This is a genomic window from Saccharothrix variisporea (genome assembly GCF_003634995.1).
GTDB classification, from domain to species: domain Bacteria; phylum Actinomycetota; class Actinomycetes; order Mycobacteriales; family Pseudonocardiaceae; genus Actinosynnema; species Actinosynnema variisporeum.
The window spans coordinates 711,891-724,410 of the sequence record NZ_RBXR01000001.1 but is presented as its reverse complement, the minus strand read 5'-3'; the positions used below and the strand labels follow the sequence as shown (position 1 = coordinate 724,410).

Sequence of the window (12,520 nt, the reverse complement as noted above, 5' to 3'; positions counted from 1 at the left end):
CGGCCGGGATGGCACACCAGGTGGGAAGACCACCTGATCTGGGGTTGTGTCACACCTTCCACCCGACTTTCCACGTCGGGGGTGCCGTCGACCGAGCATGGAGGCAGTCGATGACCGTTGCCCATGACGACCCGCACGTCCACCGCCTGTTCGAGCAGTTGGCGCTGCTGGCCACCGACCGGCAGGGCGACCCGGACGCGTTGCACGAGCAGCTCATCGAGCTGGCGGTGGCCAACTCGCCGGACGTGGCGCGCTACTGGAAGCAGGTCGGCACCGGCGTCGGGATCCCCGCCGAGGCCTACAAGGACGGCGGGCCGCACCTGTTCCCCGACGAGCCCGCGGTGCGCGAGTTCCGCACCAGCGGCACGACCGGAGCCGTGCGCGGGCGCGTCCGGTACACGCGGTTGGGGTTGACGCTCAAGGGCATCGCGGTCCGGGCCAACGCCCGCCGCGACCTCGTCCCCGACCCGGTGAAACCCGCGGTGGTCGTGTTCGCGCCCACCGAGGAAGCCGCGCCGGACATGGCGATCGCCTTCGACATGGCCCGCATCCGGGAGGAATGCGGCGATCCGGACTACAGCGCGTCGGTCATCGGCGCGGACGGAGTGGACTACGACCTGCTGGCCCGCACGCTCGACCGGGCCGTCGCCGACGAGGTGCCGGTGGTGATGGTCGGCGCGAGCTTCGCCTACGTCAACGTCTGCGACCGCCTGGAAGCCGAAGGCCGCCGGTGGGAGTTGCCGCCCGGGTCGCGGATGTTCGACGGCGGCGGGTTCAAGGGCCGCTCGCGGGTGATGCGGGTGGACGACCTGCGCGAGTCCGTGCGGCGGGTGTTCGGGATCGAGCGGTTCGGCAACATCTTCGGCATGACCGAGCTGGCCAACCAGCTCTACGACAGCTCGGACGTGCCGGTCGGTCCGCTGGGGGAGCGGCCCAAGGCGTGGCGGCACTTCGGCGGACCGCGCGTGCGCGACCCCCGCACGCGCGAGTTCGTCCAGGAGGGACAAGGTCTGCTGGAGATCACCGACCTGTCCCTGCTCGACCGGCCGCACGTGCTGCTGACCGGGGACGTCGGCATCGCCCACCCCGGCGGCGTGGCGATCGCGGGCCGCATCGCCGGCAGCACCAGCCGGGGCTGCTCGCTGTCGCTGGACGAGCTGACGGGAGGCGAGTGACATGGCCGTGTCGTGGGTGCCCGCGTGGGCGGGCGAGACCGAGTCCTTCACGCTGACCTCCGGGGCCGACGAGTGGCCCGGCGTGCGCCCGGTGGACTGGGCGGTGGCCGGGGAAGGGCTGCGGCGGGCGCACGAACGGCTGCGGGAGCTGCCCGTGCGGCGGATCGTCGAAGCGGTGGACGTGGTGGCCGAGCGGTGGGCCAAGCGGGACTTCCCGTTGCGCCGCAAGGCGGTCGAGGACGCCGTGAAGGTCACGGGCATGTCCGCCGAGACCGTGGACCGGGCGTTGGACGCCGAAGTGGGCAACCTGCGCACCGGGTCGCTCATGGCCGCGCTGGAACGGGAACTGGGCGATCCCGAGGTGCTCGACGGGTTCCGGGGCGGCACGCGGGCGATCGGCCCGCGGGTGACGCTGGCGGTGTTCTCCGGCAACGTCCCCGGCCTGCCGGCGCGTTCGCTGGTGCGGGCGCTGCTGGTCAAGTCCGCGCTGATCGCGAAGATCCCCGCCAAGGAACCGAACTTCGTCGCGGCCTTCGTGCGGTCGCTGCACGAGGTGGAGCCGGTGCTGGCCGACGCCGTCCTGGCCACCTACTGGAGCCGGTCGGACGAGACCACCCTGACCGCCGCGCTGGCCGAGGCGGACGCCGTCATCGCCTACGGCAGCGACTCGGCGTGCGCGGCGATCCGGGCCAAGGTCCGGCCGCACCAGCTCTACGAGGAGCACGGCCACAAGCTGTCGTTCGGGATCGTCAGCGAGGCCTACACGCGCTTGCACGGACCCGCCGAGGTGGCGCGGCGGATCGCCGCCGACTGCAGCGACTTCGACCAGCACGCCTGCCTGTCGCCCCAGGTGTACCTGGTGGACCGGCGGTGCGCGCGGGCGGTCGCCGAGCACGTGGCCGACGCGATGCGGCGAGCGGCGCTGGACTGTCCACCCGGGACGGTCGGCGACGAGGACGCGACCGCGTTGCAGCACCGCCGGATCATCGCCGAGTGGCGGGCGGCGAGCACCGCGTCCGGCGAGGTGTGGGCGGCGGACGGTCTGGAGTGGACGGTCGTGCTGGACGACACCCTGCTGCCGCTGAGCGGGTCGGGCAACCGGGTCGCGCGGATCGTCGCCGTGCCCGACCTGGCCACCGCCGTCGACGTCATGCGCCCGTACGCTCGGCACTTGCAGAACGTCGGCCTCGGCGCGGTGGGGGAGGAGTTCCGGCGCACCGCCGAAGAACTGGCCCTCCTGGGCGCCAGCCGGATCGCGGCACCGGGGGAGATGAGTCGGGCCGGCATGGAATGGCGGCACGACGGGCAGCCGCGCATCGCCGGTCTGGTCCGGTGGTGCGACGCCGAGAACTGGCCGCCACAGGAGGACGGAACCGCCGTAGCCTGAGCGCGGGGCCGTTCGGCGCTGGGGACATCGCACTGGGGGAAGGGGACACCCATGTCTTTTTCGGGTCTGCGCGAGCGGGACGTCCGCCGCGTCGCCGAAGCCGTCGAGTACGTCCGCACCACCGGAACCCGGGAGGCGCTGGACGCCGTCCTGCCGGGGCTGGACCTGGTGCGGCACTTGGAGTTCGTGCACGGCGCCCTGCTGGTCGTCGCGCCGGACGTCGACGCGGCCGTGGCCGAGCTGGTGCGACTCGGGGTGCGTCCGCGCGACCCGGTGCCCAGCGTCGTGGTGCGCGACCGGCTGGCGCAGCGTTTAGGCCGGGAAGACCTCGACGTGCGGATCGTGCACGCCGTGGTCGGCGGCGGGCCGCGCGAACTGGAGCTGTTCGTGCTGTGCGGCGACTTCCCGGACGTGCCCGGCGACGAGGAGCACCTGGCGTTCCGGGCCTCGACCGACGACGAGGTGGTGTTGCGCGGCCTGTACGAGCACCTGGCCGACGCCGGTCTCATGCCCGACGGCGGCGGGTACAACAAGCACGAAGACGTGACCGTGCTGTACCTGCGGGGTGCGCGGCGCATGGAGCTGACCGTGCCGGGGCACCGGGAAACGTTGCTGCGCAGGCACCTCGGTCGTCCGGACCAGGCTCGGCGCGACCTGCTGACGTTGATGAGCGGGGCTTGGCGGACGCGGTCGCTGGCGGTGGTGGCGGAGCTCGGCGTGCCGGACCTGCTGGCCGACGGGCCGCGCACGACCGCCGACCTGGCCCGGACGACCGGCGTGCGGGCGGACAACCTCGGGCGGGTGCTGCGGTACCTGGCGGCGCTGGGGGTGTTCGCGCCGACCCGCGACGGCTGGGCGCTCACCGCGACGGGGTCGTTGCTGCGCGGCGACGTCGAGGGCTCGCAGCGGGACCTCGCGCGGCTGTACGGCGGGCTGTTCTACCGGTCGTTCGGGGCGTTGGAGCACACCGTGCGGACCGGGGAGTCGGCGTTCACCGAGGTGTTCGGGGCGGACCCGTTCGACCACTTCGCCGCGCACCCGGCGGACGCGCGGCTGTTCGAGAGCGCGATGGCGGCCGGGACGAGCTTCCTCAAGATCGTGCCGACCGTGCTGGACCTGCCCGCCGAGGGGGTCGTGGTGGACGTCGCCGGCGGGGACGGCCACCTGCTCGGGTACGTGCTGACGGGCGCGCCGGGTCTGCGCGGTGTCCTGTTCGACCGGCCGCACGTCATGGACTCCGCGCGGGCCGTGCTGTCCCGGTTCGGCTGCGCGGACCGGGTTTCCCTGGCACCGGGCGACTTCTTCCGGGACCCGGTGCCCTCCGGCGGCGCGGTGTACCTGCTCTCCCGCATCCTGCACGACTGGGACGACGAGCGGTGCACGACCATCCTGTCCGGCATCCGCGCCGCCGCCGCGCCGGGCGCGACGCTGGTGGTGGTCGAGCGGCCGGTTCCGGAGACCCACCTGGAGGAACTGCCGTTGGCGTGGGACGTGCACATGATGGTGAACAACGTCCACGGCCGGGAGCGCACGCCGACCGAGTACCGGGCGTTGCTGGCGGCCAACGGCTTCCACCTGGACGAGATCCGCCCGCTCCCGCTGGACATGGCGGTCCTGGTCGCCACCGCCGTGTAACCGCTCTCACGGTGTGGGCGTGTGACCGCTCTCACCGTCCCACATCACGGAATTCCGTTTCCTCGCCGTGCGGGTGCGCGGCGAGGATCGGATCATGGCAGTGGTGAGCGAACCGGTGGTGCGGATCCGATCGGGGCCGTTCGTGCCGTTGCTGGTGGTGAGCCTGCTCAGCGGCGTGGGCTACGCGCTGGCGTTCCCGTTCCTGTCGTTGTTCCTGGTGAAGGAACTGGGCGCGAGCCCGTTCGCGACCGGCGCGTTCCTGCTGTCCGGGGCACTGTCGTCGCTGGTGGTCAGCACCCTCATCGGCCGCCTCTCGGACGCTCGGGCGGTGCGCCGGAACATCATGGTCACCGCCTCGGTGGCCGGCGGGGTGGGGTACGGCCTGTTCGCCGTGCTGCGCAACTACTGGCTGCTGCTGGCCGTGTCGATCGCCCTGCTCTCGGTCGCGTCCGCCCTGATGCCGCAGTTGTTCGCCTACGCCCGCCAGGTCCTGGAACGCAGCAGCTCCACCCGCGCGCCGCTGGCGATCAGCACGTTGCGGACCATGATGTCGGTGTCCTGGGTGGGCGGCCCGCCGCTGGCGGCCCTGCTGATCGACGTCAGCGGGTTCACCGGCCTGTTCGGCTCCGCCGCCGTCATCTGCCTGCTCGGCGCCGGCGTCACCGCGTTCCTGCTGCCCGAGCCGGGCCTGGTCGAGTCCCCCCGCGGCAAGCTCGACAAGACCGGTCCGCGCCGCGAGATCATCTTCGCCGCCATGGCCTTCACCATGCTCCAGGGCGCGACCTCCGTCGGCGTGACCGCGATGCCCCTTTACATCACCGATGTCCTGCACGGCTCCACGTCCGACGCCGGCCTGGTCCTGGGCCTGTGCGCGGCCCTGGAGATCCCGCTCATGCTCGGCTTCGGCGCCCTCGGCATGCGGATCGACCTCCGCAAGCTGGTCCTGACCGGCGGCGCGGTCGCCCTCGCCTACTACACGGTCATGCTGATGACCTCGGCGACCTGGCAGGTCATGGCCGCGCAACTCCTGCACGCCACCGTCATCTCCGCCGTCATGGGCGTGGGCATCTCGTACTTCCAGGACATCGCCCCGGACCGCCCCGGCTACGCTACGACCCTGTACACCAACACCATGAAGCTCAGCGGCATGCTCGCCGGCCCGCTGCTGGCGCTGTCGGCCTTCTTCGGCTACCGCAGCGCCTACGCGATCGGCCTGACGATGTCGGTCGTGGGCTTGGTGTTCCTGCTGGCGGCCCGCCGCCGTTGACTTCCGGGGGGACGGACGTTGGACCTGCTGACGCGCCAGGACGAGTTGCGGGCGGAAGCCGACGAGGTCCTGGACTCCCTGGGCCTGATGACCCACCTGGCGGTCCTGGGGGAGCCGTTCAGGGTGGGCAGCGCGGCTCTGGGACTGATGGTGAAGCGGGACATCGACATCACGGTGGTGGTGCGTGAGCTCGCGATGCCCCCGGTGGCCGCTCTGGGTGCCCAGCTGGCAGCCCACGAGAACGTGCGAGTGGTCCAGATCCGCGACGACACCGGCCACTGGAACACCGACCCGAACTACCCGGACGGCCTCTACCTGGGCGTGAAGTACGGCCAGGAGTGGAACCTGGACCTCTGGTTCGTCGACGACCCCACCCGTCAGCCGGACCTGCACCACGCCGTCGCCTTCCCGCCGAGGCTGACCGACGAGACCAGGACGGCGATCCTGCGCATCAAGCACGACTTCCCGGAGTACCGGAGCCTGGAGCTGTACGAGGCCGTGCTGGACGGAGGCGTGCGGACGGTGGAGGAGTACATCCGGTGGCGTGAAAACCGCTGAGCAGTCCGCCTTTTTAGGGAGAACCGCCGCCCGGACGTTGGTACATCTGTCCCCTTGACCGAGGGGGGACAGACCAATGGCAGACGAGCCGGACGGATGGATCACGAGGGATGGCAAGCGCATCCCGATCTTCAAGAAGCGCGGTAACGCGGGTGCGGTCGTACTCGCCGGGGTGGTCGCGCTCGGGGCGGTGAGCGGCGGTGCCGGTATCAGCACGATCGGCGAGGTCACCGGCAGCACGGCGAGCGGGCAGAGCGTGTCGGTGCGCAAGTCCGAGGGCCGGCGGGACGCCAAGCGGGGTGACACCGACTCCGCGTGGCGGCGGTTCAAGATGAGGGAACGCCGACGTTCACCCAAACAGCAGGCGGAATGCGTGTTGTCCTCCTTCGGCGAGGTGCGCGAGTACTTCCTCCAGCACCGCTGCACGTCGATGGAAAAGATCCTGCTCGCAGTCGAGGACGACTCCGGGAACATGGCGGTCATCTCGGTCGTGTGGACCGGCTTCAGCCGGTCACGAGATGCCGGCAGCTTCAAGACCCTGATGGACAAGCACGGCACCGGCGACATCGCCCCTCTGGGTGGCACCGTGCTCGACATGGCCGACATCCACTTCGAAGGCCACAACTACGGCTCCGACCGCAACGGCAACATCATCACCACCGCCGAAGCCGAAACCGCCACCGGCTACCTCGACCCCGAGGTGCTGGACGCCCTGGCCGAGGTCGCCGCCTACCTACCCAAGCCCTGAGCCGAAAGAAGCCTTTCGCGCGGCCCGGCGCAACGTTCGCAGGAGCACCGGGCCGGTGACGACCACCAGGACCACTGTCGTCACCGCACGCCCGACATCCCACCCCAACGACGTGGCCACGCTGAACCCGACCAACCGCACCAGGTTGTCCCCCAATGCCCCACCCGGCACATAGGACAAGCTCGTGCTCTCCGCACTCAACGCGAACGGCCAGAACGACAGGTTCAACAACAACCCGTACACCAGGGACGCCACAGCGCTGTACCCGGCGAGCAACGCCACCTCAGCCCGTCCACGCACGACAGGCAACAGCCCGGCCCCCAAAGCCACCCAAGACGACGCCAGCATCTGGTACGGCAGCCAAGGCCCGATCCCGCCGGTCAACAACGCCGAAGCGAACAACATCGTGTTTCCCAGAACGAACCCGAACCCGGGCCCGAACACGCGTCCACCCAGCACCAGCAGGAAGAACACGGTCTCGATCCCTGCCGTCCCCGCCCCCAACGGCCGGATCGCCGCCCCCAGCGCCGACAGCACGCCCAGCATCGCGACGGCCTTGGCGTCCATCCCGCCGGAACTGACCTCGGCCAGCGCCACGCCCAACACGACCGGCAGCACCAGCGCGAACAGCCACGGCGTCCCCGCATACCCCGCACCGGGGGACACGAACAACGGCCAGCAGAACGCGGCCACCCCCACGACCCCCGACCCGGCCAACGCCAGGGCCGCCCGCGGCCGGACAGCAACGCTCATCGCCCCACCCACGCCCGCGCCACCTGGTCCACCGTCAGCCAAGGCTCCGGTGCCAACACCTTCGCCACCTGCGGCGAGAACGTCGGCGACGCCGTGACCACCTCGCCGGTCGGCCCGTCGGCGACCACCTCGCCGTCCGCGAGCACCACCACCCGGGTCGCGTACTCGGCGACGAACTCGACGTCGTGGGTGGCCAGCACCACCGCGTGCCCCTCGTCCGCCAGCGATGCCAACCCCGCCGCCAGGCGCGTCTTGGCCGGGTAGTCCAGGCCGCGCGTCGGCTCGTCCAGCAACACCACCCGAGGCGACGGGGTCAACGCCACGGCGAGCGCCAACGCCAGCCGCTGCCCCTCGGACAGGTCCCGCGGGTGCCGGTCATCGGGGACGCCGGGGGCCAACCGGTCCAGCAACGCCCGGCACGTCCCGGCGGGGCGCGACGACTCGCGGTCGGCCTGCCGGCACTCCTCGCCGACGCTGTGCAGGTACAGCAGGTCACCGGGCTGCTGCGGCACCAACCCGACCGCCGCCCGCCGGGGTCCGGGCTTGATCCCGGCCGGGTCGACACCGTCGACCGACACCGCACCCCCGGACCGCTTCCCCGTCCCCTGCAACGCCCACAGCAAGCTCGACTTGCCCGACCCGTTGCGCCCCATCAACGCCACCCGTTCGCCCGCGCCGACCTCCAGCGACACGCCCCGCACGGCCTCGACGGACCCGTACCGCACCCGGACGTCCGACGCCCGCAGCACCAGGTCACCCACCGACCGCACGACAACCGGCGCGGCACCCAACGACGACCGCAGCGACCCCGCCCGCCGCCGGGCGTCCCGGATGGACACGGGCACGGGCTCCCACCCGGCCAACTGCCCCAACCTCACCACGGGCGGCGCGACAGGCGCGGAGGCCAGCACCGGACCCGGGTCGCCGGCGACCACCCCGTCCGAGGACAGCCACACCACGCGGTCGGCGTACTGGGCCACGCGTTCCAGCCGGTGCTCGGCGATCAAGACGGTCATGCCCAGGTCGTGCACCAGCCGGTGCAGGGCGGCCAGCACGTCCTCCGCCGCGCCCGGGTCCAGCGCGGACGTCGGTTCGTCCAGCACCAGCACGCGCGGGTGGGCGGTGAGCGCGGCCCCCACGGCGACCCGTTGCTGCTGGCCGCCGGACAGCGTGGCCAGCGGCCGGTGGCGCAGGTCGGCCAAGCCCAGCAGGTCCAGGGTCTCCTCGACGCGCTTGCGCATCACCGGGTTGGGCAGGCCCAGCGACTCCATCGAGTACGCCAGCTCCTCCTCGACCGAGTCGGTGACGAACCCGGCCTGCGGGTCCTGCCCGACCAGGCCCACCACGTCGGCCAGCTCGCGCGGCGGGTGGGTGCGGGTGTCGCGGCCGTCGACCAGGACCCGGCCGTCGAGCACGCCGCCGGTGAAGTGGGGGACCAGCCCGTTGACCGCGCGCAGCAGCGTCGACTTGCCCGCCCCGGTCCGGCCGACGACCAGGCACAGCTCGCCCTCCGGCACCTCCAGGTCCACCCCGGACAGCACCGGGCGGTCGGCGCCGGGGTAGGTGACGGAGACGTCCTCGAACCGGATCATGTCCTCTTCCGATCGGCGATCAGCACGGGCGCGAGCGCGCACAGCAGGCCCAGCGCGGGCAGCAGCGGCAGGTCCGGCGCGGTCAGCGGGACCGTCGGCATCACCAGGTCCGGACCGAGGAACGCCATCACCGCCGCGACCAGCCCGGACGCCACGACCACCGCCTCCCTCAGCCCCCACGTGTCGGGCCGGTACCGGCTGCGCCGCACGCGCCGCGACCCGGTCCACAACCCGGCCGCCGACAGCACCACGCCCGCCGCCAACATCCAGACGCCGAACGTGCCGGTGTCCAGCAACGCGTACGCGCCGATGCACAGCCCGAGCAACCCGCCCAGCACCAGGAACCCGGTCAGCACGCGGGTGCGGGTCGGCAGGCCGGCGTTGCGGCCGTAGCCGCGCGAGTCCATGGCCGCCGCCAGCACCAGCGAGCGCTCGAACGCGTCCTCCAGCACCGGCACCAGCAGCAGTTTCACCGCCCGCACCCCGCGCACGACGTCACCGCGCAACGCCCGCGCCCGCCGCACCGACCGGGCGCCGGCCACGAGCTGGGGCGCGACCGTCATGGCCACCACGACGGCCACGCTGACCTCGTAGAGCGCGGCGGGCAGCGACCGCAGCAGCCGCTTGGCGTTGGCGAGCGCGTTGGCCGCGCCGACGCAGCACAGCAGGGTCGCCAGCTGGAGTCCCTGGCACAGCGCGAACACCAGCCCTTCGGCGGTCAGCGGTCCGCCGAGCCGGATCCCGCGCGCCCAGTCCGGCAGCGGCACCTCGGGCAGGTCGAGCAGCACGGTCGGCCCGTCCACCCCGCCCAGGACGACGTGGAACAGCACCCGGATGCCGAGCACGGCCAACCCGAACTTGAAGAACACGCCGTAGGAGTCGGCCCACGGCGTGTCCTGGCGGCAGGTGACCGCGACGAACCCCGCGACCGCGATGACCAGCCCGAGCACGACGGGGTTGGTCGCGCGACTGGCCACCGCCGCCAACCCCAACGCCCACAACCACCACGCGCCCGGGTGCACCGCCCGACTCACGAACCGACACCGTTCACGAACCGGCCTCGCTCACGAACCTGCCTCGCTCACGAACCTGCCCCGCTCACGAACCTGCACCGCCGGACGACTCGGCCCGCCGCCGGGCGATCCACCACCCGGCCGCGCCCAGCGCGACCATGACCGCCAAGCCGACGATCAACCCGACCGGCACGCCACGGTCCTCACGCGACCCGGCGGTCGGCACCACCGAAGTCGAGGCCGGAGCCGACTCGGACGGGGAGGCCGGCGGCGAAGTGGCGGACGACCCGGTCGCCGACGCGCTCGACCCGGTCTGGCTCGGCGCGGGCTGCTCGGACGCGGTGCCACTCGGTGCGGGCTGACCGGTCTGGCCCGATGCGGGCTGGCTCGGCGCAGGCCGGCCGGGAGCGGGCTGGTTCGGCGCGGGCTGGACCGGCGGCTGGGGTTGCGGCTGCGGCTGGGGCTGCGGGGCCGGCGCGGGTGGGGCGATGCCGGGTTGGCCGCCCGCGCCGAACGCCCACCCCTCGACACTGCCCGGCGCGGGGTCGTACCCGGACGCGCCGGCGCTGCTGTAGCTCCACGACCCGCCGGGGGTGCCGTGCCAGTACGACCAGTAAGCCGTGTTGGGCGCGGCGTTCACGCACGGGTCGCTCGCCGGTGCCCCGTTGATCCGGCACACGAACCCGGGCTGCCGGCTGGCCAGGTCGAACGCGAACCCGGCCCCACCCAGCGCCGCCAACCCGCTGCCCGGATCACCACCGGCGCACCCGGTCCGCACACCGCCGCCCAAGGACCCGAAGTCCACGACCACGGTCACGCCGGAGCACTCCGACGCCGCCGACGCCGCAACCGGAGCGCCCAGCAGCACCATCCCCAGGGCGACCAGGGGTGCGAGCAGCCTCATCGGCGCGCCGAAGCGGCCTGCGGGGCGTACCGGCGACGGCCCAGCACCAGGGCCAGCGCACCCGCCAGGACCAGCAGCGTCCCCAGCCACAGCGCGGGAGCGACGGGCACGCCGGTGCGCGCCAGCACCTCCGGCTGCTGGGCCTGCGGACCGGCGGCCGGCTCCTCGGACGTGGTCGGCGTGGCAACGGTGGTCGTCGTCGCGGGGCAGTCCAGGACGGGCGCGGCGGCCTTCGCGCCGGAGGACGACAGCGTCGCGAACCCGGTGCCCACCAGGCCCAGCACGGCCTGCGAGGTGGCGCGGGTGGCGTTGGCGGGGGAGAAGCCCTTGGCGTCGTAGGCGATGGCGCCCGCCTGCTCGGCGCCGCAGCCGACCTGGAGCGACTTCAGGTAACCCACCGCCTTGTCGGCGGCGGCCGTCGAACCCGCGACGCGCAGCGCCTGCGCGGCCAGGCCGGTGGTGTTGGCGTTGGTGGTGGTGCCCGCCTCGCCCTTCTGCAGCACGTCGATGAACCCGCCATCGGCCTGCTGCTGCTCGACCAGCCACTCGACGGCGTCATCCGCCTCGGCCGTGCGGCCGGCGGCGATCAGCGCCTGGACGGCCATCGCGGTCGCGTCGACCTGCGCCACGCACGTGGCCTGCTCCAGGTCCAGCGGGAACCCGCCGGTCGGGCACGCGGTGCCGGCCAGGTAGTCCACGGCGGCCTTCGGCGCGGTGCCGTGCCGCTCCAGCGCCAGGACGGCGAAGGACTGGCTGAAGCCGTTGCTGTAGTCGCCGGGGTAGGGCGACTTGTCGGAGAACCGACCGGACGCGCCCATCAGCGACTCGAGGCCCGCGATCAGGTCCACCCCGCCGAACGCGGTCGGGTCCTCGCCCCGGACCTGCGCGGTGAGCGCGAGCTTGGCGTAGGAGCCGGCGTAGGCGGAGTCCTTGGGGTCGCCGATGTAGCCGGGCAGCACCTCGGGCTCGGCCAGCCACGCGGTGGCCTTGAGCGCGTTGTCCTCGGCGACGCCGGCGGCGGCGAAGGCCAGGACGGCGTCGATCGTGCCGCCGTGGTCGGGGTAGAGCTTGCCGCCGTAGTCGACCTCGAACCGCTCGCCGTCCACCAACTGGCGGGCCAGCCACCCGGCACCGGCTTCCGCGGCGGAGGTGGTGGTGGGTTGCGCTGCGGCGGGGGTGGCCACGAGCACCGACAGCGCGACGGCGGCGACGGCGGTGGCGGTCCGTCCGATCGACATGGTGGGGCCTTTCCGGGCGTGGGTGGACCCCGGACAGCCTTCCCCCCGGGCTCCGATCCGCTGACCTCGACGGTGTCTGGAGCGTTGCGGCGCAGGCGGGCGTTCGGGCTCGTCCGGGAGCGGACCTACCGTTGCGGGTCAGCGCCGGATTTCGACCGGCTTCCCCCGCACATGCGCGATTGCAGATCGTCTGTCACACGACATGGCGTGTCAATCCGCCTGTAGCGCGATGCTCCTCACTCGCTGCAAC

At 72.7% G+C, this 12,520-nt stretch carries 11 protein-coding genes and 1 riboswitch; of the genes, 6 read left to right on the top strand and 5 right to left on the bottom strand.

The window, feature by feature from the left end:
- The first annotated feature begins 110 nt into the window (after nucleotides 1-110).
- The 6 genes from DFJ66_RS03295 (at nucleotide 111) to DFJ66_RS03270 (ending at nucleotide 6,770) form a co-directional block, all read left to right on the top strand.
- Entirely contained in the window at nucleotides 111-1,175 is a 1,065-nt protein-coding gene (locus DFJ66_RS03295; protein WP_121217789.1) for an acyl-CoA reductase, read from the top strand.
- Between the two features lies 1 nt (nucleotide 1,176).
- A complete protein-coding gene (locus DFJ66_RS03290; protein ID WP_121217787.1) occupies nucleotides 1,177-2,562 on the top strand; it encodes an acyl-CoA reductase in 1,386 nt (461 codons plus the stop codon).
- Nucleotides 2,563-2,613: 51 nt separating this feature from the next.
- A complete protein-coding gene (locus DFJ66_RS03285) occupies nucleotides 2,614-4,197 on the top strand; it encodes a methyltransferase (RefSeq protein ID WP_121217785.1) in 1,584 nt (527 codons plus the stop codon).
- 94 nt (nucleotides 4,198-4,291) lie between these two features.
- Complete coding sequence (locus DFJ66_RS03280) at nucleotides 4,292-5,464, top strand: sugar efflux transporter (protein ID WP_121217782.1); 1,173 nt, start codon at nucleotides 4,292-4,294, stop codon at nucleotides 5,462-5,464.
- An 18-nt stretch (nucleotides 5,465-5,482) separates the two neighbouring features.
- Nucleotides 5,483-6,022: a hypothetical protein gene (locus DFJ66_RS03275; protein ID WP_121217780.1), complete on the top strand. Its 540-nt coding sequence runs from the start codon at nucleotides 5,483-5,485 to the stop codon at nucleotides 6,020-6,022.
- 76 nt (nucleotides 6,023-6,098) lie between these two features.
- Nucleotides 6,099-6,770: a hypothetical protein gene (locus DFJ66_RS03270; protein ID WP_121217778.1), complete on the top strand. Its 672-nt coding sequence runs from the start codon at nucleotides 6,099-6,101 to the stop codon at nucleotides 6,768-6,770.
- On the opposite strand, the gene DFJ66_RS03265 is transcribed toward DFJ66_RS03270, so the two are convergent.
- From DFJ66_RS03265 to DFJ66_RS03245, 5 genes are all read right to left on the bottom strand, one after another.
- Entirely contained in the window at nucleotides 6,756-7,523 is a 768-nt protein-coding gene (locus DFJ66_RS03265) for an ECF transporter S component (RefSeq protein WP_121230590.1), read from the bottom strand. The genes DFJ66_RS03270 and DFJ66_RS03265 overlap by 15 nt on opposite strands.
- Nucleotides 7,520-9,115 (bottom strand): ABC transporter ATP-binding protein, encoded by a 1,596-nt coding sequence (locus tag DFJ66_RS03260; RefSeq protein ID WP_121217776.1) that lies wholly within the window; start codon nucleotides 9,113-9,115, stop codon nucleotides 7,520-7,522. The genes DFJ66_RS03265 and DFJ66_RS03260 overlap by 4 nt, the downstream gene beginning before the upstream one ends.
- Nucleotides 9,112-10,149 carry a CbiQ family ECF transporter T component gene (locus DFJ66_RS03255; protein ID WP_121217774.1) on the bottom strand — a complete coding sequence of 346 codons (1,038 nt, stop codon included), beginning with the start codon at nucleotides 10,147-10,149 and terminating at the stop codon, nucleotides 9,112-9,114. Before DFJ66_RS03255 ends, DFJ66_RS03260 begins: the two co-directional genes overlap by 4 nt.
- Before the next feature lie 64 nt (nucleotides 10,150-10,213).
- Entirely contained in the window at nucleotides 10,214-11,032 is an 819-nt protein-coding gene (locus tag DFJ66_RS03250) for a hypothetical protein (protein WP_121217771.1), read from the bottom strand.
- Nucleotides 11,029-12,270 carry a prenyltransferase/squalene oxidase repeat-containing protein gene (locus DFJ66_RS03245; RefSeq protein ID WP_121217769.1) on the bottom strand — a complete coding sequence of 414 codons (1,242 nt, stop codon included), beginning with the start codon at nucleotides 12,268-12,270 and terminating at the stop codon, nucleotides 11,029-11,031. Before DFJ66_RS03245 ends, DFJ66_RS03250 begins: the two co-directional genes overlap by 4 nt.
- Nucleotides 12,271-12,347: 77 nt before the next feature.
- Nucleotides 12,348-12,460: riboswitch (cobalamin riboswitch) on the bottom strand.
- Nucleotides 12,461-12,520: the final 60 nt, after the last annotated feature.